The following is a 20,720-nucleotide window of genomic DNA, read 5'->3' on the forward strand; positions in this document are numbered from 1 at the left end:
GGCAACCAGCAACCGGCACTGTGCGTTTCACTGGCTGTGCTCGAGAATGTTTTCCGGTGCAGCGGTTGCGCACGTGATGACCGTGGGGCGCGCCGAGCGCTACAGACAAACGGTGGCTGATAACGCGTACGCCCCCTGGCCCGCACGCACATCCCGACTAGGCTGAATGGCAGCCTACGGCGGGATACGCCGCATCGATCCCTTCCAATGCTAGGGGGATTGGCAGTGCTGGTTCCAGGCAATGGCGGCCATGCTGTTGGCCGTTCCGGACACAGGGCGGCGGCCGACGAAGTCTCCACAGCTCCGCGGCTGTTCAACCGAGGCATCGCAGGCGTGCGCGCGATGGTGGACGTGGGCGTCGAGCGCGGAGTGCCCGTACCGGCATGCCTCGACGGCAGTGGTGTGGACGAGAACGCTCTTGCCGACGATGCCGCACATGTCCGGGCCTGGCAGGAGCTCACTGTGGCGCAGAACCTGGTCCGCGCCACGGGCGACGCTCCCGGCCTGGGGCTCGAGGTCGGCAGCCGGATTCCGCTGCGTACGTACAGCGTGTTGGGCTTCGCACTCCTCGCCAGCCCGACGCTGCGCGAGGCCGCGGCTGTGGGACTGCGCTACCTGGAACTCACCTTCGCCATGGTCGGGATCCACCTTCAGGAGGACGGAAACGAGGTCCGTCTCGTCCTGGACGACGGGCTGGTGCCCCCGCCCGTCCGGCACTTCTTCATCGAGCGGGAAATAGCCAATATCCGGGCCCTCCTTGACACCATTGTGGGCCGGCCCTTCACCCCCCTCCGGCTGGATCTGCGCTTCCCACGGCCTGAAAAGTCCGCGCCGTACGACGCGTTTGACGACGTGCCCATCGCCTTCGGGGCGCCGCGCAACGCGATCGTCACCCTCGCGACGGTACTGGAGCAGTCGCTGCCGCAGGCGGACCAGCACACCATGGAGGTGTGCGAACGCGAGTGCAGGCTCCTGCTGGCCCGGCGCACCGACACCGGATTCGCAGCGCGGGTACGGGAACTGCTCATGCAGTGGCCGGACGGCATCCCCGACATGGGCGTTGCCGCAGCCGCGCTGCACGTCTCCACCCGCACTCTGCACCGACGTCTGGCGGTGGAGGGTACGTCCTACCGGCGTCTGATCGACGCAGCGCGGCACGCTCGTGCTGTCGAGATGCTGTCCACCCTCGGACTCGGCGTCGACCAGATCGCCGTACGTCTCGGGTACGCCGACGCAGCGGCATTCATCCGCGCGTTCCGCCGGTGGACCGGTGCGACCCCCGGTGCCTACCGAACGCGATCAGTACGCAACCTGTCGGGGGCCCACGAGTGAAGGACGGCCTGCTGCCTCAGTGGGGCGGCGCGGTAATGCTGGCCGTGTACGCCGTGGTGATCGCCACTGCTGCGCGCCTCATCGCCGAACACGGGAGCGTGGGCCTGACCGTGCGCGGCATCGCCCGCGAGGCCAAGGTCGCCGACGGCGTGTTGTACAACCACTTCGCGGACAAGGAAGAACTCCTCGCTGAAGCCGTGCACGCGCACGTCACGACCGTCATGACTGGCGCCCGTGAATCGCCGGTGGCCGGTCAGGGCACCGTCGAGGACAACCTCCGCGACTACATCACCCGCGGGCTCGAGGTGCTCACCCGTATTCTTCCGGTCTTCGCCGGACTCATCTCCCAGCACAAGATCTTCGCTCGTTTCGCGACCATGCATGCTCCCGGTATGGGAGCAGGGCGCGACGGTCTGCGAGCCGCCCTGTCCGACTGCCTCCGGGACGAGCAGCAACTGGGCCGACTGGCTCCGGAAGCCCGGGGCGACGCGGCGGCCACCATGACCAACGACCGGCAACGACCGACAACGACCGTCCGACCGCAGGTCAGTTGGGGTGTGCGACCCGCTGACCAGGGATGAAAAACGGGCCCGCCAGACCCAGGGCAAGAAGAAGAAGCAACCCCTAACGATCAAGCCCCCTACCAGCGAAGACCCGCGGGTAGGGGGCTTGTCGCTGTGGACGCCGATCGGCGGTCAGGCTGCCGGTATCAGCGATCCCGCGATGAGGAAGTCCCGCGATCTGACGATCAGAAGGAGACCGTGGCGCCGACCTGGTGGTACTGGCCGACGGTGTCCAGGACCCCGTCCTTGACCGCGCCGAACTGACCCACGAGGTCCGAGCTGCTGATCGCCGTGGGGCCGGCGGCGATGCCGACCTCCGGGCTCAGGCCGCCGGAGACGGTGTCGAGCTCGGCGTCAGAGATTTCAAGGGTCTGAACCTGGGGAGCGGAGTTCATGAAGAAACTGCCCTTCGTATGGATGTTCCACAAGGGGGAGCGGCCAAGCTGGGGATAGCCGGTGGGCCGCGACCGCAGGCGCGCGCCATCCGTTTCCGGACGTCTTGGCGCGATCCCGTCGGCGCGAAGGATCAAATCACGGAGGGTGCCAGGCATCCAGTCGGTGGCTGTTCATGGCACGGCAGTTGAAACGTTCGGCTACTCATCCATGCACGCATGCACACGAATTGACGGCAGCTTCTCTACATGCAGCGCCGTACAGGAAACCGACAGCTATTGCCACGGCAGCTCCGACCAGGACAACTCCGCACCAACAGCACGCACCCGTGCCGCAGTTGCGCATTCGCTGTGCAGATTCAGTCACGTGCGCATCCGCGCGCCCTTCAGCACCTTGTCCACCGCGTTCCGCGGCCCGTAGACCGCCAGCCCCATCAGGTCCAGCTCCTCCGTCGGCACGGCCCGGACGGCGCCACGGTTGTCGCGGTCGTTGCCGGTCGCGAAGAGGTCGGAGGTGAAGTCGGCACGGGGCAGGGCACGGCTACGGATCAGAAGGTGCCCGTGCCCCACCAGCTGCCCAGTCCATCAGGGGCCGTGGTCCGCATACGGTGTGGCCCAGCGCAAGGAGAGGGAGGCCAAGGATCGGCGAACCGGTACAGAGGTGAGCCTCATCCGTGCACGGAGCTTGGCCCAAGGCAGGGTGCCCCTGCCCCCTACCTGTACACAGCCACGGGGCCGCTGAGCAACAACGTGAGCCTCTACGCGACGACGGTCCCGCCGACCGAGGGCAAGCAGGTCGCCTTCGCCGGTCTCCCCAACATCTAGCGGATGCACATCTTCGCCGCCGCGATCAGCTGACCGCAGGCCCTGTCCTGCTCTGCCGCGCCAGCCAGGCGCGGCAGAGCACGGCTGACCAGCAAAGCAGAGCGCGGCGGGCCGTTCCGCCACAACTGCTCCGGCACCTCCAAGACCCGGTGGTACATGCACGCGTACAAACCCCGTCGACCCGGAGTTGGAGCAGCAGTTCGATCTTTCTGCGCTCCAGCTCCGGGTCGCCGCCGGTGTTCAGCGCCCGTTAGGGATGTGTGGCCAGCGGATCGAGGAAGGTCAGTACGGAGGCGTCCTCCTCGATCAGCGGGGTGAGGGCGGCGTTGAACGGGGCACCGTACGGGGCGTCCAGGTGTGTCTTGAAGGCGTCCTCATCCCGGTAGACCTCGAAGATCCAGTATCCGCGCGGGTTTGCCGCCTTGGTGTAGACGTCGAAGGCCAGGTTGCCTCCCTCTTCCCGCACCTTCAGGGCGTAGTCCCGGATCAGGCGGGCGACCTCGTCCTCCGCTCCCTCTCGGGCGGTGAACTCGGCGAGCAGGGTCTTCTTCACGGTTCCGTGTCCTTGTCAGTGAGCGAAGTCGAGGTGCCAGGCGACGGCCTTGTCCAGATCACCGAGCCGATTCCCTCGCATGCGGGCATGCCGGGTTACGCGTACAGGGCTCAGGATGTCTCCTTGTCCCCCGGCTATCCGCGCAGCGGTGACTGCGGCCCCGGCGCGGACGGACCGAAGGCCCCGGGCCGAGGCCGGCGTCCACGCCGCCGACCAGGGGTGTCATCGTCGACTTGTGTCATCGATGACATCGAGTGTCCGATTATGAGGCGCAATCCGGCCAGTGCGTCAACGGTTGGGGCGCGATTGCTCCAGTGCGGACCGACAGACCATCAGGCGTCGCCGGCGGTCGCGAACTGCGCCAACTGGTTCGGCCACGGCGGGTTGGGGCCGGCAACCGCGCAGGTCAGGGCCGCGACCTGCGCGGCGAACAGGCAGGCTGCCTCGACATCGCCGAGACGCAGGTCCGTCAGCCTGCCGCCGAGGAGTCCGTGGGTGCCGAGGTCGTGCAGCAGTCCCGCGGTGAAAGAGTCACCTGCACCGACCGTGTCGACGACCGGCGTCGCCACCGCGGGCACCTGCACCCGCTCCCCGTCGAGTGAGGCCAGGGCGCCGTCGGCACCGCGCGTGATCACGACGAGCCGCGCACCGGCGGCATGCCAGATGTCGCACGCCTGCTCGGGCGGTGTTCCGGGCAGGAGGAGTTCCAGGTCGTCCTCACTCAGCCGCAGTACATCCGCGAGGGCACACCAGTGCGCCAGCCGGGCGCGGTAGACCTCGGGATGCACCAGGAGCGGGCGGACGTTGGGGTCGATGCTGATCGTGGCCCGAGGCGCGGCGGCAGCCAGGAAGTCCTCCAGCACGGCCGCTCCGGGCTCCTTGACCAGGGCCAGCGAGCCTGTGTGCACACAGGCGGTGTCGGCCAGGTCAACGCCGACCAGCTCCGCACTGGTCCACTGCCAGTCGGCGGTGGCCTGCGCATGGAAGGAGAACGCAGCCTGACCCTCGGCGTCGAGTTCGGCAACAGCCAGCGTGCTGGGCTCGGCGGCCGCGACGGCGTACGACAGGTCCACGCCGGACGCCTCGAGATGGGCCCGGAACAGGCGGCCGAACACATCGCCGGACAGGCGTGCCAGGAAGCGGGCCGGGGTACCCAGCCTGGCCAGGGCCACCGCCGTGTTCGCAGGTCCGCCACCGGGCAGCACCCGCAGGGCGAGCTCATCCGGGACGCTTGCGGGTTCGGTGAAGGCGTCCGCGACGCACTCCCCCAGGACGCTGATCTGGCGCGGGCTCATGGGCTGCTCTTCTCTCGGAATGCGCGGACAGAAACAAGCACGTCCCGGGCAGCCGGTGAGCGGCTTCGGGCGGGCGACGGCCGCGGGCGTTGCCGATTTGTGACGGGTGCAAGGCATTGACGTTGCCGGGGAACGGAGTCCATCATCCTCGCCAAGCAGTGTCAACGATGACATAAGTCAACGATGACACCGAGGGACGGCATGCCCCGATGCCGGCCGTTCGCCCGCAATCCCGCAGGAGTCGTTCATGTCACGCATCTCTCGTCTGCCCTCCCCCTTGCTCAGAGCCGCTGCCTGCACGGGTGTCGCAGCCCTCGCCCTGACCGCCTGTGGATCCGGATCGGGATCGGGCACCGCGAGCACCGGATCGGGCAGCGTCAAGGTCGGTCTGATCACCAAGACCGACACCAACCCGTTCTTCGTGAAGATGAAGGAGGGCGCGGAGAAGGCCGCCAAGGAGAACGGCGCCCAACTGTCCACCGCGGCAGGCAAGTTCGACGGGGACAACGCAGGTCAGGTCACGGCCATCGAGAACATGGTCGCCGCCGGCGTGAAGGGCATCCTGATCACCCCGAGCGACTCCAAGGCGATCGTGCCCGCGATCCAGAAAGCCCGCGCCAAGGGTGTCCTGGTCATCGCCCTGGACACACCGACCGAGCCGGAGAGCGCGGTCGACGCCCTCTTCGCCACCGACAACCTCAAGGCCGGCCAGCTGATCGGCGAGTACGCCAAGGCCGCCATGAAGGGCAAGACGGCGAAGATAGCCGCCCTCGACCTCGCGCCGGGTGTCTCCGTCGGCGTCCAGCGGCACAACGGATTCCTGAAGGGCTTCGGCGCCACCGACAAGGACGTCGTGTGCGCCCAGGACACGGGTGGCGACCAGGCCAAGGGCCAGACCGCGATGGAGAACTGCCTGCAGAAGGCGCCCGGCATCAACGTCGTCTACACCATCAACGAACCGGCGGCCCTGGGTGCGTACACCGCGCTGAAGGCCAAGGGCCGGGAGAAGGACGTCCTGATCGTCTCGGTCGACGGCGGCTGCACCGGCACCCAGGCCGTCAAGGACGGCAAGATCGCCGCGACTTCACAGCAGTACCCGCTGAAGATGGCCGCCGAGGGCGTCAAGGCCGTCGTGACGTTCGCCAAGGACGGCAAGAAAGCGTCCGGTTACACCGACACCGGCGTCACGCTGATCACCGACAAGGCGCAGGACGGGGTCACGTCGAAGGACACCGCCTACGGCCTGGACAACTGCTGGGGCTGAGCCGCTCACCCGCCCCTGGCCGCCATTTCCAAATCCCTCAGCGGGGCGGCCGGCCCCTCCTCCCCGACCGGGGACGGCCGCCCCCTTGTCCTCCCACCGGGACTTCTGTCTTCCGACAAGGACTTCGCATGACAGCCACGACCACGCCGTACGCCGAGCTCAAAGCGCCGACCACGGCCCGCAGACTGCTCACGGCACCGACCACCGGCCCTCTGGTCGCCCTCCTTCTCGCCTGCGCCTTCTTCGCCCTCTCGACCGACCAGTTCCTCACCGGCGGCAACTTCTCGCTGATCGTGCAGCAGGTCATGGTCGTCGGCACCCTCGCCATCGGACAGACCCTGATCATCCTCACCGCGGGCATCGACCTGTCCTGCGGAGCCGTGATGGCATTCGGCAGCATCATGATCGCCAAGATGGCCGCCGAGGGGTCCCTGCCGCCGCTCGTCGCCATCGCGCTGGGCATAGCGGTCTGCGCGGGCTTCGGGCTGCTCAACGGGCTGCTGGTGCAGAAGATCCCGCTGCCGCCGTTCATCGTCACCCTCGGCATGCTCAACGTGGCGTTCGCGCTGACCCACATCTACTCCGAGGAGCAGACGGTCACCAACCTGCCCGGCCCGCTGACGGCCCTCGGGCAGACCTTCCCCCTCGGCCACACCGACATCACCTACGGCTCCCTGGTCACCATCGCCCTGTTCCTCCTGCTCGCCTACGCGCTGAGCAGCACCGGCTGGGGCCGGCACGTCTACGCACTGGGCAACAGCCAGGAAGCGGCGCGGCTGAACGGTATCCGCACCTCCCGGCTGACGATCGGCATCTACACCGTGGCGGGACTGCTGTACGGGATCGCCGCCCTGCTGCTCATCTCCCGCACCGGAGTCGGCGACCCCCAGGCGGGACAGACCGACAACCTCGACAGCATCACCGCCGTGGTCCTCGGCGGCACCAGCCTCTTCGGCGGACGCGGGTCGGTCCTGGGCACCTTCATCGGCGTTCTCATCGTCGGCGTCTTCCGTAACGGCGTCCAACTGATGGGCGTCGCCTCCATCTACCAGACCCTGATCACCGGTGTTCTGGTGATCCTCGCGGTGACCGTCGACCAGATCTCCCGGAAGAAGGCCCGATGACCGCCACCACTTCCCCCACGCCCGTTCTGCAGGCCCGTGGTCTGGTCAAGCGCTACGGCCACGTCACCGCCATCGACGGCGCCGACTTCGACCTGCTCCCCGGCGAGGTCCTCGCCGTCATCGGCGACAACGGCGCCGGCAAAACCAGCCTGATCAAGGCCCTCACCGGCGCGGTGGTCCCCGACGCCGGCGAGATACGCCTCAACGGGGAGCCCATCACCTTCTCCGGCCCGCAAAGTGCCCGCGCCCACGGCATCGAGACGGTCTATCAGGACCTCGCCGTGGCGGCCTCGATGGACATCGCCTCGAACATGTTCCTCGGGCGTGAGCTCCGCCGTCCCGGCGTGCTCGGCCGTGTCTTCCGCATGCTGGACAAGAAGCGGATGCGGCAGGAGGCCGCCGAGCACATGGCCGACCTGAAGATCGGCCTGCGCTCGCTGACGCAGTCGGTGGAGACGCTCTCCGGCGGACAGCGTCAGGCCGTTGCGGTCGCCCGTTCCGTCGCCTGGGCCCGCAGCGTCGTCGTCATGGACGAGCCCACCGCAGCCCTCGGCGTCAAGGAGTCCGGTCAGGTCCTGGACCTCATCCGCCGCGTTCGCGACAAGGGCATGCCGGTCGTTCTGATCAGCCACAACATGCCCCACGTCTTCGAGATCGCCGACCGGATCCACGTCCACCGGCTGGGCCGGCGCGCTGCCGTGATCAAGCCGTCCGACTACTCCATGGCCGAGGTCGTCGCCATCATGACCGGCGCGCTCAGCATCGACGAGGCCGGAGATACTGTCGTAGCGGATTCCAAGGCCGCGAAGGCCGCCGGAGTCCAGGCCACCTGACAGCACAACCCAGCTCTCGCAGTTTCCGGCCGAGGCCGCGGCCGGAACCGAGAGCCCTCAGGAGACGGTTTCTCCATGGCAGCGAACCGCCGCCCCACCCTGGCCGACGTCGCCCGCGAAGTCGGCGTCAGCGCCAAGACGGTCTCCCGAGTCCTCAACGAGGACGGACCCGCTTCCGCGCAGACAAGGGAACAGGTACTGGCCGCAGTGGCCAAGCTCGGCTTCCAGCCGAACCTGATGGCCCGCAACATCCGCGTCGGCGGCCCGGACACCACCGTCGGCCTGGTCATTCCCGACCTCGCCAACCCCTTCTTCGGAGCCGTGGCCCGCGCCATTGAGGACACCGTCCGCGACCGCGGACTGACCCTGCTCATGGGCTCCTCCGCGGACGACCCCGATCGCGAACGCGCCCTGACGGACAAGTTCCTCGCCCGGCGGGTCAGCATCCTGATCGTCGTTCCGTCCGTCGGCGCCGACCACTCCCACCTCAAGTCCCACCGCACGGCGGGACTGCCCGTCGTCTTCCTCGACCGCCCCGGAGCCGGCCTCGCCACGGACAGCATCGTCAGCTCCAACCGCGCCGGAGCCCACGACGGCGTCGCCCACCTCATCGCCCACGGCCACCGCCGCATCAGCTTCGTCGGCGACCTGCCCCCGAAGCTGTACACCCGCCGTGAACGTCTGGCCGGCTACCGCTCCGCGCTGCAGGAAGCCGACATCCCCTACGACCGCTCACTCGTCACCAACGCCCACGACCAGCAGGGCGCCGAGGCCGCGACCGCCCAACTCCTCGGCCTGGCCGATCCCCCCACTGCCCTGTTCGCCGGCAACAACATCATGGCGCTGGGCATCGTCGCCGAACTGGCCCGCAGCAAGCGCAAGGATGTCGCCGTCGTCGCCTTCGACGACGTATCGCTGGCCGAGGCACTCGAACCGGCCCTGACCGTCGTCGCCCAGGACGCGGAAGAACTCGGCAGAACAGCGGCGACCATGGCGCTGGCACGACTCGACGGCGACCGCTCCCGCGCCCGCACCATCACCGTTCCCACACGACTGATCGTCCGAGGCTCGGGGGAGCAACCCGTGCCCAAGCCATAGGCGGCTTACCTGTCGGACGACCAGCAGGGACCACGCTCTCGCTCACTGCGGAGGGCTGCGGCCGTTACGAGGATGGCCCGAGCCCGGAGCGGACCGACGCCGACCGCAAGTCCTACACGGCGTGGCAGCACAAACTGGGCCTCAAGGGCAAAGACGCGGACGGGATTCCGGGAAAGGTCAGCCGGGACAGGCTGAAGGTGCCGACGTCGCGACGGTAGGAGGCACGCGATCTGCCCGCCGACAGGCGGTCAGACGGTCGCCAGGACAGCCCCGCTCAGCTCACCCCAGGAAGCTCAACCGCACCTGACGGCTCGGATTGTCCCTATTCGTATCCACGAAACTCCGTTAGGGCAACCCGGTCTAGCCCGGTTCGCAGTTGGGGCGGCCGCCGTCAACGTCGAGTCCGGAGCGGGCTCATTCCTGCAACCAGGGGGACAGACTGCGAGCTCAGCGACAGCGGCGGCGACGGTAGCCGTCGCAGTGTGGGCGGCGATCCGCTGTTCCCTGTCGGGCCAGGCCAGGAGATCCCCGCCACCCGTGAATGTACAACCGCGACATGCACGCCGGTAATTGTCAGCGCGAGGACCCAGTCCACCGCCGGCCGCCCAACCCACCGTCGCCACAGCCAATCCTGCATGTCGACTGCACGGCTGAGGTGAGGATGGGCGCGGGGCCGCTGAGGAGCGAGGTGTGGGAGGGGCGCGGGCCGGCAAAGTCCGGGCGCGCGTGAGTCAGAGGGGTTGCGTGGTTCGGCACAGTCGTGTTCTTCCGTCGTCGTATGCGTCTGGGACTGGATCCGAAACGGGCAAACGACAAAAGCCCCTGACCGACCTGAGGGCCGATGGGTGCCGGGTCAAACCGTCAGTGCCTGCGCCCGGTCAGGCGCAGAGCGGCAACAGAACGACGTGCCAGTAAGTGTTCACAGCGCGACGGTACCTGGGCCCACCGCGCGTGAGCCGTTTCGGCCTCGGTATCGACGGTCTGGAAGCACCCGGTGTGGGAACCCTCAGCCCAGTGGCTGAGGATCTGCCCGGTCGAAGGGAGGGATTCTCTCCGCAGGGGCCGAGCCTGGAGGCTGGTGGGTGAAATGGCGGGCGGCGGCCAGGAGAAGAACCGCCAGGGCGGCCGCTGCCGCGTAGGCGAGACGGAACTGGCCGGTGGAGCCGAGGAGTCCGCTCACTGCGCCACCGGTGATGACGCCGACGTAATTGAAGAGGTTCAGGCGCGCCAGGACCGCCTCCGAGGCAGCGGGACGCAGTCGCGCGGCGGAGGCCAGACACAGCGGAGCCAGGACGGACGCTCCCAGGCCCACCGCCCCGGCCGCGAGAACGGCGAACGGCCAGCTCGGCGCGGCGGCCATGCCTGCCAGGGCGCCCGCGACCAGCAGGGCCGCGGTGCGGACGACGGCGACCGCTCCGAACCGTTGCACGAGTCGGTCGGTGGCGGCGCGGCCGACGACTGTGCCGGCCTGGTAGGCCGCGTACGCCAGCGGCGCGACCGTGAGGGACGCGGCGAGGGTCTGGCGCAGGTAGACCGCCGACCAGGCCGAGACGGTGGAGTCGACGACGTAGACGATGAGGAGGACCAGGCCGAACGGGATGAGCCGGATCCACAGGCGGCGCCCCAGCGGCGGCTGGGCGGGGGTGTCCGACGGCCCCGCGGAGGAGGAGGGGAGGGCATGCGTGCGCATACAGACGGCGAGGAGCAGCACGATGCCTGCCTGAACGCTCAGGCCGGCGGCTACGGGCCACTCCAGCCGGGCGGCCCCGGCAGTGAGCAGGGCCGCGACCACGCCACCCACGCTCCATGCTGTGTAGAAGGAGCCGAAGATGCTGCGGCCGTAGGCGCGTTCGATCGCCGCTGCCCGGGTGTTGACCCCGACATCGAGGGCACCGACAGCGAGCCCGAAGAGGATGTACGCGCAGATGACGGTCGCCTCGTCGGGGGCCCACCCGATCAGTACCAGCGCGGCGACGGCCGTCAGCACGGCCCCGCGCATCGTGGCGACGGGACCGGCGCGGCGGATCGCGGCCAGGCCCAGGAAGCTGCCGCCCCCTGCCATCAGCGCCACCGCGACCATCAGGGTGGTCATCAGGAGCGGAGCCAGTTTCAGGTGTTCGGTGACAGCGGGGACGGTCGTGTACACGGCGGCGACAGACACACCTTGCGCGGCGAACGCGAGGGTCGCGCCTCTTCGGGCGCCAATCTTGGAGACCGGGTGCCCGGCACCCGCCCGGGCTGGAGCATTAAAGGACATGATGCTGTCGCGCCTTCATTTCCTGTGTGCGCTGGAGTGGGCAGTCGAGGAGCAGCGAGTCGAATGCCGTGCGGGTTGCGGAAACCGTAGCCAGGCGTGGAAGGCAGGCTCAGGACGTCAGGGGCCGTACAGGGGACCTCGGGGGCCAGAGCCTGCGACCGGTGATGCCGGCTGCCTACGGTGGTCGCCGAGGAGAAGGTGAGTGTGATGTCCCCAGCCCCCGGCCCGGCAGACCATCCCGGGACCAGCCGCAGCACGTCGGCGACGATCCAGCCGAACATCCTGCGCTACTTGGTCGTGGTCGCCGACGAGCGCGGCGTCGATCTGCGGCCCCTGCTGAAGCAGATGGGACTGGACGAGACGGTCATGCGCTCCGCCGCGCTGCGGGTGTCGTACCGGCAGGGCAGCGCGGTGATCCGTCGTGCGCTGGAGCTGACCGGGGACGAGCGCCTGGGGCTGAAAGTCGGCGCGGCGCAGCACCTGACCGCGTGGGGCCTGCTCGGCTTCGCCCTGATGGCCGACGACACGCTTGAGCACGCCATCGAGACCGGGGTGAAGTACCAGAACCTGTCCGGGGCGATGGTGGTGTGGTCGGCCGGTGTGGGTGAGGAGGACGACGCCTTCGTGCTGCGCGCCGATCTTCCCGATCCCGCCATGGACCCGGCCGTGGCTTCCTTCCTGATCGAGGAGGCGTTCGCCTCCGTGGTCACCCTGTCCCGGCTGACCGTCGGTCCGTCCTTCGCGCCGAGGGTGGTGGAGCTCTCCTTTCCGCCACCCCGCCAACGCGACCTGCACGGCGCCCTGTTCGGCTGTCCGGTCCGCTTCGGCGCCCCCGCCAACCGCATGGTCATCGACCCCGCGTGGGCCCGTACCCGGATGCCCGGCCGGGATCCGGTGAGCTACGCGTCGACGCTGGAGATGCTCGACGCGCAGATGGCTTCCCGCCGTGACCAGCAGGACCTGCTGGAGGTGCTGGAGATCTCCGTCGCGCAGGGCCTCCCGGTGGTGCCTTCGTTCGGCGAGCAGGCGCGGCGGCATGCGACGAGCGAGCGGACGCTGCGCCGTCGGCTGGCCGACTGCGGCACGACGTACGAGGCACTCGTCGAGGGAGTGCGCCGGGAACGCGTCGAACAGCTGTTGCTCCGCCGGGAACTGACCCTGCGCGACATCGCCCGCCGGGCGGGATTCTCCGACGAACGGGCGCTGCGCCGCGCGGTACGCCGCTGGCACGGCACCTCCCCGGTCCAGCTGCGGGAGCGGATGCTCCGTGGGGCGGGGCACACGGAATGACGCGTCGGCTACCGCGCCTGCCGGCTGTCGGCTCGGGTCAGCGGGTGCGGATCCAGATGGTCTTCTCCCGGGTCCACTGGTCGAAGGCGTCGGTGGACTTCTCCACTCCACCGAATCCCGACTGCTTCCAGCCGCCGAAAGGTGTGGTGATGTCACCCTCGCTGTAGGCGTTGACGGAGACCACGCCGGCCTCGATGCGGCGTGCCAGCCGCAGCGCGGTATCGAGATCGCGGGTCCAGACCGAGGCGGCGAGACCGTACTCGGTGGCGTTGGCCCTGCGTACCGCCTCGTCCTCGGAGGTGAAGGTCTGAACGGTGACAACGGGACCGAACAACTCCTTGGTGAGGACGTCGCTCCCGTCGGGGGCTCGGGTGATCACGGTGGGCGGGTAGTAGGCGCCGCGCGGAGGCAGCCCGTGGGGCAGCCCCCCGGTGTGGACCTGGGCTCCGCCGGCCCGGGCGGCCTCCACGGCTCCCGCGACCCGATCGAAGGCGGCGTGGTTGATGAGCGGCCCCATCTGCGTGCGCGGGTCGGCCGGATCGCCGATGACGAGCTCTCTCACCGCGGCCGTGAACCGCTCCAGGACCTCCTCGGCGATACTGCGGTGAACCAGCACACGGGAGCCGGCCGTGCAGTTCTGCCCCATGGTCAGGAACGCGGCCTCGATCATGTTGTCGATGAGCTCGTCGCCGTAGGAGAACGCGTCGGCCATCAGTACCTGGGGGCTCTTGCCGCCCATCTCCAGCGAGACGCGCTTGAAGTTGCTCTCGGCGGCGTCCTTGAGGACGCGGCGGCCGGTCGCGGTGGACCCGGTGAAGGACAGCGCCTCTACGAGGGGGCTTCGGGCGAGGGCCGCGCCGGCTTCCCGGCCGTACCCCGGCAGTACCGTGAGAACCCCGTCGGGAAGGCCGGCCTCGGCTGCGAGTGCGGCCAGGTGCAGGGCTGAGCGCGGGGTCGCCTCGGCGGGCTTGACCAGCAGACAGTTACCGGCGGCCAGGGCCGGTCCGACCTTCCATGCGGTCATGGCGAGAGGGTAGTTCCAGGGCAGGATGGCCGCGACGACCCCGACCGGTTCGCGGCTCATGAGACCGAGACCGTCGGGCCCGCTCGGCGCGACCCGGCCGAAAATCTTGTCGGCCGCCTCGGCGAACCAGCGGAGCGACTCGATCGCGCCCGGTACGTCGCCCGTACGGCACTCCGTGATCGGCTTGCCCGCGTCCTCGCTGTCCAGCCGGGCGAGGATCTCGGCGTCGCGTTCCATCAGGTCGGCCAGCCGCAGCAGTACCGCGCCGCGCTCCCGGACCGGAAGCCTCGACCACACCCCGGCGTCGTGCACCTGCCGGGCCTGCTCGGCGGCCTTGGCTACGTCGTCGGCGCTCGCGGCGGGCAGGGTGGCGATCGGCTCACCGGTGGCAGGGTTGACGACCTGCAGCATCTCGTTCGTGGTCATGCTTCCTCCACCAGTTCCCAGCGCCCGTCGGCCAGGCGGGCCAGTCCGCGTCGGCGGAGTTCCTCCAGATAGCGGGCCATGCCGCGGTCACCGCGCTTGCGGAACAGCGGGAAGACCCGGGGGAGCAGGTTCGGCATGAGCATCGCGAAACGCACGAGACGGGACTCACCGGGCCGGGGGTAGGCCTCCAGTCGGGGCTTGTCCAGCAGGCTCACCACGGCCGCGACGACGTCGGCGGGCTGCTGGGGCCGGTCCTGGAACTGCATCGAGTTCCCGCCGTCCACTGCCTCCTGACGGAGCATCCGGGTGTCGGTGGCCGACGGCAGTACCGACCCGGCCAGGATGCCCTTGTTCCTGAGGTCGAGCCCGATGGCCAGCATCGCGCCACGCAGCCCGAACTTGGAAGCGGTGTAGATCGGGGTCTCGCCCAGCGGGAAGATCCCGCCGAGGGAGACCGTGGTGACCACCCGGGCGTCCTGGGACGCCATGAGAAGAGGAATGGCGATTCGGGTCGCGACCAGCGGTGAGGTCAGGTTGAGGGTGATTTCCCGCTCGATGCTCTCGACGCTGCGGACGTCGAAGCGTTCCGCGCTGGTCATGCCCACGTTGTTGACGAGTACGTCGAGGCGACCATATGCAGCGGCGACCACTTCGAACAGCCGCTCCACCTGGGCGCGGTCCATCAGGTCACAGCCGATGCCTGTGTGCCCGGCGCCGGGAAGTTCCGCGGCCAACTTCTTGGCCCGGTTCTCGTCGATGTCGACGACGATGCAGCGGGCGCCGCCGGAGGCGAAGCGACGGCACAGCGCACTGCCGATGCCGCCCGCGCCGCCGGTCACCAGCATGACCTTGTCGGTGAAGTCGAACCCACTCATGCCGCCGCCTCCGCGCGTCGAAGGGACCGCGCGGGCGGCGGCTGACCCTCGGTACGCCAGCCCATCTCCCCCGCGACCTTGCCCAGGTACTTCACGAAGGCTCCGCCGTCGACGTAGCCGGTGTGGCGGGGCGAGTCGACGAACTTCAGCCCGCCGGACAGATCCGGCCGGTCGGCGCGGATCATCCGGGCGAACCGCTCCGCGTTCGGCAGCCGGTGCCGCGCGTCATGGATGTACCCGGCGATCAACTGCGCCTGGGAGTCGAAGAGCTGGTACGCACCGGAGTTGGTCTCGATGAAGCCGATGCCGAACAGGCCCTCGTGCTCGCGCGAGAACGACGACAGGTACAGGTCCGGGTGCTGCTCGGCGCCGAAGTACTGCTGCGCGACCGGCACTTTGTGGACGTAGCCCGTGGCCAGCAGGACGAGATCGAAGTCGTCGCTCGTGCCGTCGGTGAAGTACACGGTCCTGCCCTCGGTGCGGGCGATCCCTGGCTTGGCGGTGATGTCGCCGTGCTGGAGGTGGTGGATCAGCATCGAGTTGATGGCCGGGTGGGTCTCGAACAGCTTGTGGTCCGGCTTCGGCAGCCCCAGCCGCGTCGGGTCTCCGTTGATGATCCGCAGGAGGGCACCGAAGACCCGCTGCGCCAGCCACATCGGCAGGTGCGGCCCACTGTTGGCGATAGTGTCCACCGGCCGGCCGAACAGATGCTTGGGGATGAACCAGTACCCGCGTCGCATGCTGATCACCGCGTGGTCCGCGCTCCGGGCTGCATCGCACGCTATGTCGCACCCGGAGTTCCCCGCCCCCACGACCAGGACCCGCTTGCCCCGCAGCTCCTCCGCGCTGCGATAGCCGACGGTGTGCCGGACCTCGCCGCTGAACTCACCCGGCAGTTCGGGGGTGTTGGGGTGCCACTGCGAGCCCGTACACACCACGACCTGCCCGTGCACGGTTTCCCGCCCGTCGGCCCGGGTCACCGTCCAGGTGCCATCCGCGTTCTTCTCGACGCTTTCGACCTCGACGCCGAACTCGATGCGGTCCGTCAGCCCGTAGGCATCGGCGAAGGACGTCAGATACGACAGAATCTGCCGGTGCGGCGGATAGTCCGCGAAGTGGTCGGGCATCGGGAATCCGCCGAACCCCGACAGCGTCCTGCTGGAAATGAAGTGGGCGGACTCGTACATCGGACTGCCGGGATTCTCGATGTCCCAGATACCGCCGGGCCCGGTGTGCCGCTCAAGATGCGTGTACGGCAGATTCCGCTCCGCCAGGGCCCTGGCGACCGCCAGCCCGGCAGGTCCCGCCCCGATCACGCACGTATCCAACTGGCTTTCCTTCACGGGCCTGCCTCCTCGTTCATCCCGCTTCACGGGTGTTGGAGGAAACGTATTCACCCGCCGTTCAGCGGGAACTGACCTCCGCGGCCACCGACCGGACCTCAGCGGCCGCGCGACCACGGCATCCTTGCGCTCGTCGAGCTCCATCGCCCCCGGGGCGCGCATCATCAAAGGAGAGGAGACCATCGACGAGGAGTGGCGATGAGGTTGTCCTTCCTTGAACCCCTCTACGCGGAGCCGGGCCCGTTCGCCTCCGTGTACCTGGACACCTCCCGAGACGTCGAGCATCCCGAGCGGGCGATCGCGCTGCGCTGGCGGCGACTGCGCGAGAGTCTGTCCCGTCAGGGCTCGGACCGGGCGCTGCTGAACGTGCTGGAGGAGGTGGTCGGCGCCGACACAGAGGTGCCGGGGGTGCACGGTCAGGCCATCTTCGCCGCTCACGGCACGCTCGTCCTGGACGGGGAGCTGCCCAGGCCGCCCGAGCACGACTCCGCGCGCTACAGCACCCTGCCGGACGCGATGCCCCTGGTCACCCAGCACGTTCCGGAGATCCCCTACATGGCCGTAGTCGTCCACTACGGCGGCCTTCCGACCGCCGAGACCCACGGCTGGGTAACTCTGGAGGCGGAGACCGGCACCTGGCCCGCGTCCACCGTCACCCCGGGTGAGCGGCTGCACCGCAGGGTCGCGGTGGCAACCTGGCACCGCACCTCCCTCCGGCTCGGTCACCAGCTGGACGAACGGGCGCGGCGCGCCCATGCCGACGCCGTCGTCGTGGGCGGGGACGAGTGGGCGTGCAACGTACTGATCCGCCGCCTGCCGCACACCCTGCGGGACAAGGTCGTACGCGTGGGCGGCCGGACCCCCACCGACACCGGACGCGCCCTGTTGGAGCCGCAGCTCGACGGAGTCTTCCGCGGCCGCATGGCCGCGCACGACCGGGAACTCGTGGACATCTTCATCGGCCGGCGCGCCCTGGACGGACCCATGACGGAGGGGCTGTCCGCCACCGTCGCCGCCCTCCAGCGCGGCCAGGTCGCGGCACTGCTGCTGAACCGGCCGCCAGGGTCTTCGCTGCAGCTCTGGGCGGGCTCCCAGCCCACTCAGCTCGCCCTGACCGAGGCGGAGCTGATGTCCTTCGGCGTACGGGCCCCGCGCGAGGAACGCGCCGACGAGGCCCTCGTCCGGGCCCTCGTCGGCACCGGTGCCGAGCTGGTCGTCGTACCGGAGAGCGAGCTGAGTCTGTATGAGGGCGTGGGCGCCCTGCTGCGGTACGCGGACGCGGGGACCCCGTCCTGACGCCGACGCGCTGCGCCTCCCGGATCACGGGTCGCCCCTTGCGCCCGACGGCCCCGGATCGCGCCGCGCACGGAACATGCCGACACTGGGCTGGAGCGGCAGCGCGGCGCATGAGCGGCGGGTGGGGCACATGGGCAGGAGCAGGAGCGGCGCGGAGGAGACGGACGTTTCGATCACCCCGCCCAAGACCTGGGTGGTAGGCGTGCCAGCGGTGGCCAACCCGCTGCGGTACTCCCTGGAGCAGACGGCGGTCCTTTGTACGGCACTGACGCTGCTCAGCCTCAACCAGATCAAGGGCTTCGACTGCCCGGGCTGCGCCTGGCCGGAACCGGACCCCGCTCACCGGCACCGCAACGAGTACTGCGAGAACGGCGCCGAGCACGTGAGCGACGAGGCGACGTCACGACGGATCACGGCCGGGTTCTTCCGGGAGCACCCGGTCTCCGAGCTGACCGATCGATCTGCCCGGTGCCTCAACCAGCAGGGCCGGCTCACCGAGCCGATGGTCAAGCGGCCCGGCTCGGACCACTACGAACCCATCGGCGGGGACGTGGCCTTCTCACTGCTGGCCGGGGAACTGGCCCAGCTGGACTCCCCCGACGAGGCCGCCTTCTGCACATCGGGCCGCGTCAGCAGCGAGGCCGCCAACACGCCGACGTCGAAGGGGATCGTTTTCGGACTGGAACGCGCCACGACCGGGGCCGCCGGCGCCACCGCCACGGCCCCGCGGTCCGATGGCCCATGAAGGGACCCCCGAGGACCTGGTCCGCGCGGCCCACGCCGTGGGGGTGACCGACGCCCGTCTCCTCGAGGCCGTACGGAGCATCCCCCGGGCGGAATTCGTCCCCGCGGACAAGGTGGCATCCGCGTACCGGGACACGCCCGTTCCGCTCCCCCACGGGCAGGTGACCACCCAGCCCTCGCTGATCGCCATGATGGTCTCCGCTCTCGGCCTCACCGGAGACGAACAGGTCCTGGAGGTCGGGACCGGATACGGCTGGCAGACCGCGCTGCTGGCCCGCTTGGCCACGTACGTCGTCAGCGTCGAGCGCTGGCCCGACCTTGTCGACGAGGCCCGCCTGCGGCTGGCCGGGCAGGGCGTCGGCAATGCCGAGGTCGTCCTCGGCGACGGCACCCTCGGGATGTCGACCCGTGCCCCGTACGACGCCGTCATCGTCTGCGCGGCCTTCCCGCGAGTGCCTGAGCCGCTCGTGGATCAGCTCCGCACCGGTGGCCGGCTCGTCCAGCCGATCGGGCAGGGCGGGCAGGAGCGCGTCGAGCTGTACGAGCGGCGGGCCCACGACCTGGTGCACCGCAGCACGGTCACCGCGGCCCGGTTCGTCCGGCTGTACGGCGCCCATGGCTACGACCAGCGGTGACGCGCTCAGCGCTGATAGTTCCCGACCAGGGTGCCGGAGGCCAGCTCCCTGCCCTTCAGGGCACGGTGCACGTCCTCGACGCCCGGGTGCTCGTGCAGCGGCAGCGGCTCGGACAGGGCGTACAGGCGGAAGAAGTAGCGATGCGGCCCGTGCCCCGGTGGAGGCATCGGCCCTCCCCAGCCCACGCGGCCGAAGCCGTTGGGCCACGGCAGACCCCCCTGGGGCTTCTGGCCCTCCGCCGCCCCGGTGGTCCTTGGGTCGATGCCGGTCACCAGCCAGTGCAGGAAAGTCGTCCCCGGCGCGTCCGGGTCCTCGCACAGGAGCACCAGCTCCGTGGCCTCGTGGGGCACCCCCGACCAGGTCAAGGGCGGTGAGATGTTCTCACCCTCCCCGCTGTACCGACGGGGGATCACCGTCTTGTCGTCGAACGCGGTGCTGCTGAGTTCAATTCCGCTCATGCGCGCCGCCATACCCGAAACGGCGGCACCGGCACCGATCCGCACCCCAAAACCCCCGTTCGGCCGAGCCCACCCGGGCCGCTCCGGAAGCGGGGGTGAAGATGGCAGTATGCCGACAAGGATCCTGCTCGAGGGCCGCCCTGGCGCGGGCAAGACGACCGCCCTGCGTCGGCTGGCCGCGCTGCTGCCCACCCACGCGGCCACCGGCTTCACCACGGAGGAGATCCGGCAATCCGGCGCCCGCGTCGGTTTCGCCCTGGAGACCTTGGCAGGCCGACGGGAAGTGCTCGCCCATGTCGACCTGCCCGGTCCGCCACGGGTGGGGAAATACGGCGTCGACCCGGGCGTCATGGAACGACTGGCGCTGCCGTCGCTTCGGCCAGCAGCAACCGAGGAGGCAACAGGGCGGCTGGTGCTCATCGACGAGCTGGGGCGGATGGAACTGGCGTGCACGGCGTTCCGGCGCGCGGTCGACGCGCTGTTCGTCGCAGAGGTCGACGTCGTCGCCACGGTCCACACGCACCGCGATCCGTTCACCGACACCCTCAAGCGGCGCGCCGACATCGAGGTCGTCCAGCTCACTCCGGCAAACCGGGACGTCCTGCCGGGGGAGCTCGCGGCCCGGCTGCAGCAGCCCCGGACGCACGGAAGGCCTCCCTCCCACGGATGAGAGACCGGCCTCCGACCTGCTGAAAGCAGAGTCGGGGCCACAGGATGTGAAGTCGCCCGGTCGGTGCGACCGGCGGCGCCCACTACTCCGGTGCACGGAGACACCCGCGATGTTGATGCGCCCCGAGGTCGTGCCGTTGAAACCGCGGCACTGCCGTGCGGCTGCGTCCCGGTGGCCACTCCGCCAGGCACCCTTGCGTGCCTTACAGGTCAGCCGAAGCGACCAGCGCAACGAGCAAGATCCCGATCTACAGCTGGAGTACCAGCCACGACAGGCGTTCGGTCAGACCCCAACCCTGGAGACGAGGCGCGGCTGACGACCTCAATCTTCGGGACGAAGTGGTCGTGGGTTTGAATGGCGCCGCGCGAGCGCGCCCCGGAACTGGCGCTCACGGGCGGATCACGCACAAGCCAAGGGCTACTC

General features: G+C 69.4%; 18 protein-coding genes and 3 pseudogenes. 12 read left to right on the forward strand and 9 right to left on the reverse strand.

Annotated elements, in window-relative coordinates:
• The first annotated feature begins 342 nt into the window (after positions 1–342).
• Both AB5J53_RS07410 and AB5J53_RS07415 read left to right on the forward strand, forming a co-directional pair.
• Positions 343–1,332: an AraC family transcriptional regulator gene (locus AB5J53_RS07410; RefSeq protein WP_369252102.1), complete on the forward strand. Its 990-nt coding sequence runs from the start codon at positions 343–345 to the stop codon at positions 1,330–1,332.
• Complete coding sequence (locus AB5J53_RS07415) at positions 1,329–1,913, forward strand: TetR/AcrR family transcriptional regulator (RefSeq protein WP_369244806.1); 585 nt, start codon at positions 1,329–1,331, stop codon at positions 1,911–1,913. The genes AB5J53_RS07410 and AB5J53_RS07415 overlap by 4 nt, the downstream gene beginning before the upstream one ends.
• A gap of 167 nt (positions 1,914–2,080) precedes the next feature.
• Here AB5J53_RS07415 and AB5J53_RS07420 read toward each other — a convergent pair whose 3' ends face one another.
• From AB5J53_RS07420 to AB5J53_RS07435, 4 genes and pseudogenes are all read right to left on the reverse strand, one after another.
• Complete coding sequence (locus tag AB5J53_RS07420; RefSeq protein WP_369244807.1) at positions 2,081–2,290, reverse strand: hypothetical protein; 210 nt, start codon at positions 2,288–2,290, stop codon at positions 2,081–2,083.
• 360 nt (positions 2,291–2,650) lie between these two features.
• Positions 2,651–2,830: pseudogene (locus AB5J53_RS07425) on the reverse strand (DUF2000 family protein); the annotation flags it as partial.
• A gap of 532 nt (positions 2,831–3,362) precedes the next feature.
• Positions 3,363–3,665: a putative quinol monooxygenase gene (locus tag AB5J53_RS07430; RefSeq protein ID WP_369244808.1), complete on the reverse strand. Its 303-nt coding sequence runs from the start codon at positions 3,663–3,665 to the stop codon at positions 3,363–3,365.
• Positions 3,666–3,997: 332 nt separating this feature from the next.
• The gene (locus AB5J53_RS07435; protein WP_369244809.1) at positions 3,998–4,960 is read right to left on the reverse strand and encodes a carbohydrate kinase; all 963 of its coding nucleotides are present in this window, start codon (positions 4,958–4,960) and stop codon (positions 3,998–4,000) included.
• Between the two features lie 247 nt (positions 4,961–5,207).
• Between AB5J53_RS07435 and AB5J53_RS07440 the strand changes: the two genes are divergently transcribed.
• The 5 genes and pseudogenes from AB5J53_RS07440 to AB5J53_RS07460 all read left to right on the forward strand — a co-directional run.
• Positions 5,208–6,224: a sugar ABC transporter substrate-binding protein gene (locus AB5J53_RS07440; RefSeq protein ID WP_369244810.1), complete on the forward strand. Its 1,017-nt coding sequence runs from the start codon at positions 5,208–5,210 to the stop codon at positions 6,222–6,224.
• A 128-nt stretch (positions 6,225–6,352) separates the two neighbouring features.
• Positions 6,353–7,348, forward strand: coding sequence for an ABC transporter permease (locus AB5J53_RS07445; RefSeq protein ID WP_369244811.1), 996 nt, complete (start codon positions 6,353–6,355; stop codon positions 7,346–7,348).
• A complete protein-coding gene (locus tag AB5J53_RS07450; protein WP_369244812.1) occupies positions 7,345–8,181 on the forward strand; it encodes an ATP-binding cassette domain-containing protein in 837 nt (278 codons plus the stop codon). Before AB5J53_RS07445 ends, AB5J53_RS07450 begins: the two co-directional genes overlap by 4 nt.
• A gap of 75 nt (positions 8,182–8,256) precedes the next feature.
• On the forward strand, positions 8,257–9,279 hold the full coding sequence (locus AB5J53_RS07455; RefSeq protein WP_369244813.1) for a LacI family DNA-binding transcriptional regulator: 1,023 nt from the start codon (positions 8,257–8,259) through the stop codon (positions 9,277–9,279).
• A gap of 41 nt (positions 9,280–9,320) precedes the next feature.
• Positions 9,321–9,497: pseudogene (locus AB5J53_RS07460) on the forward strand (peptidoglycan-binding protein); the annotation flags it as partial.
• 788 nt (positions 9,498–10,285) lie between these two features.
• On the opposite strand, the gene AB5J53_RS07465 reads toward AB5J53_RS07460, so the two are convergent.
• Positions 10,286–11,425, reverse strand: a complete 1,140-nt coding sequence (locus AB5J53_RS07465) for an MFS transporter (protein ID WP_369244814.1) — start codon at positions 11,423–11,425, stop codon at positions 10,286–10,288.
• A 318-nt stretch (positions 11,426–11,743) separates the two neighbouring features.
• Between AB5J53_RS07465 and AB5J53_RS07470 the strand changes: the two genes are divergently transcribed.
• Complete coding sequence (locus AB5J53_RS07470) at positions 11,744–12,826, forward strand: AraC family transcriptional regulator (RefSeq protein WP_369244815.1); 1,083 nt, start codon at positions 11,744–11,746, stop codon at positions 12,824–12,826.
• 37 nt (positions 12,827–12,863) lie between these two features.
• Here AB5J53_RS07470 and AB5J53_RS07475 read toward each other — a convergent pair whose 3' ends face one another.
• Genes AB5J53_RS07475 through AB5J53_RS07485 form a run of 3 tightly spaced genes read right to left on the reverse strand, consistent with a single transcriptional unit; the run spans position 12,864 to position 16,494 of the window.
• Positions 12,864–14,276, reverse strand: a complete 1,413-nt coding sequence (locus AB5J53_RS07475; protein ID WP_369244816.1) for an aldehyde dehydrogenase family protein — start codon at positions 14,274–14,276, stop codon at positions 12,864–12,866.
• Positions 14,273–15,151 (reverse strand): SDR family NAD(P)-dependent oxidoreductase, encoded by an 879-nt coding sequence (locus AB5J53_RS07480; protein WP_369244817.1) that lies wholly within the window; start codon positions 15,149–15,151, stop codon positions 14,273–14,275. Before AB5J53_RS07480 ends, AB5J53_RS07475 begins: the two co-directional genes overlap by 4 nt.
• Positions 15,148–16,494, reverse strand: coding sequence for a flavin-containing monooxygenase (locus tag AB5J53_RS07485; RefSeq protein ID WP_369244818.1), 1,347 nt, complete (start codon positions 16,492–16,494; stop codon positions 15,148–15,150). The genes AB5J53_RS07480 and AB5J53_RS07485 overlap by 4 nt, the downstream gene beginning before the upstream one ends.
• Before the next feature lie 198 nt (positions 16,495–16,692).
• Between AB5J53_RS07485 and AB5J53_RS07490 the strand changes: the two genes are divergently transcribed.
• From AB5J53_RS07490 to AB5J53_RS07500, 3 genes and pseudogenes are all read left to right on the forward strand, one after another.
• Positions 16,693–17,790, forward strand: coding sequence for a hypothetical protein (locus tag AB5J53_RS07490; protein ID WP_369244819.1), 1,098 nt, complete (start codon positions 16,693–16,695; stop codon positions 17,788–17,790).
• 130 nt (positions 17,791–17,920) lie between these two features.
• Positions 17,921–18,436: pseudogene (locus AB5J53_RS07495) on the forward strand (hypothetical protein); the annotation flags it as partial.
• Between the two features lie 88 nt (positions 18,437–18,524).
• Positions 18,525–19,169, forward strand: a complete 645-nt coding sequence (locus AB5J53_RS07500; protein ID WP_369244820.1) for a protein-L-isoaspartate(D-aspartate) O-methyltransferase — start codon at positions 18,525–18,527, stop codon at positions 19,167–19,169.
• 5 nt (positions 19,170–19,174) lie between these two features.
• Here the strand turns inward: AB5J53_RS07500 and AB5J53_RS07505 are convergent, their stop codons facing one another.
• A complete protein-coding gene (locus AB5J53_RS07505) occupies positions 19,175–19,627 on the reverse strand; it encodes a YbhB/YbcL family Raf kinase inhibitor-like protein (protein ID WP_369244821.1) in 453 nt (150 codons plus the stop codon).
• A 109-nt stretch (positions 19,628–19,736) separates the two neighbouring features.
• Here AB5J53_RS07505 and AB5J53_RS07510 point away from each other — a divergent pair, with 109 nt between their 5' ends.
• Complete coding sequence (locus tag AB5J53_RS07510) at positions 19,737–20,297, forward strand: nucleoside-triphosphatase (RefSeq protein WP_369244822.1); 561 nt, start codon at positions 19,737–19,739, stop codon at positions 20,295–20,297.
• The last annotated feature ends 423 nt before the right edge of the window (positions 20,298–20,720 follow it).

Origin of the sequence: Streptomyces sp. R41 (assembly GCF_041053055.1) — a bacterium.
Taxonomy (GTDB): domain Bacteria; phylum Actinomycetota; class Actinomycetes; order Streptomycetales; family Streptomycetaceae; genus Streptomyces.

Excerpts from the sequence above, each read along its gene's own strand:
- AB5J53_RS07475 (WP_369244816.1), bottom strand. The coding sequence starts at position 14,276 with ATGACCACGAACGAGATGCTGCAGGTCGTCAACCCTGCCACCGGTGAG.
- AB5J53_RS07450 (WP_369244812.1), top strand. The coding sequence starts at position 7,345 with ATGACCGCCACCACTTCCCCCACGCCCGTTCTGCAGGCCCGTGGTCTG.
- AB5J53_RS07445 (WP_369244811.1), top strand. The coding sequence starts at position 6,353 with ATGACAGCCACGACCACGCCGTACGCCGAGCTCAAAGCGCCGACCACG.
- AB5J53_RS07470 (WP_369244815.1), top strand. The coding sequence starts at position 11,744 with ATGTCCCCAGCCCCCGGCCCGGCAGACCATCCCGGGACCAGCCGCAGC.
- AB5J53_RS07440 (WP_369244810.1), top strand. The coding sequence starts at position 5,208 with ATGTCACGCATCTCTCGTCTGCCCTCCCCCTTGCTCAGAGCCGCTGCC.
- AB5J53_RS07490 (WP_369244819.1), top strand. The coding sequence starts at position 16,693 with ATGAGGTTGTCCTTCCTTGAACCCCTCTACGCGGAGCCGGGCCCGTTC.
- AB5J53_RS07505 (WP_369244821.1), bottom strand. The coding sequence starts at position 19,627 with ATGAGCGGAATTGAACTCAGCAGCACCGCGTTCGACGACAAGACGGTG.
- AB5J53_RS07480 (WP_369244817.1), bottom strand. The coding sequence starts at position 15,151 with ATGAGTGGGTTCGACTTCACCGACAAGGTCATGCTGGTGACCGGCGGC.
- AB5J53_RS07420 (WP_369244807.1), bottom strand. The coding sequence starts at position 2,290 with ATGAACTCCGCTCCCCAGGTTCAGACCCTTGAAATCTCTGACGCCGAG.
- AB5J53_RS07455 (WP_369244813.1), top strand. The coding sequence starts at position 8,257 with ATGGCAGCGAACCGCCGCCCCACCCTGGCCGACGTCGCCCGCGAAGTC.
- AB5J53_RS07435 (WP_369244809.1), bottom strand. The coding sequence starts at position 4,960 with ATGAGCCCGCGCCAGATCAGCGTCCTGGGGGAGTGCGTCGCGGACGCC.
- AB5J53_RS07500 (WP_369244820.1), top strand. The coding sequence starts at position 18,525 with ATGGCCCATGAAGGGACCCCCGAGGACCTGGTCCGCGCGGCCCACGCC.
- AB5J53_RS07410 (WP_369252102.1), top strand. The coding sequence starts at position 343 with ATGGTGGACGTGGGCGTCGAGCGCGGAGTGCCCGTACCGGCATGCCTC.
- AB5J53_RS07510 (WP_369244822.1), top strand. The coding sequence starts at position 19,737 with ATGCCGACAAGGATCCTGCTCGAGGGCCGCCCTGGCGCGGGCAAGACG.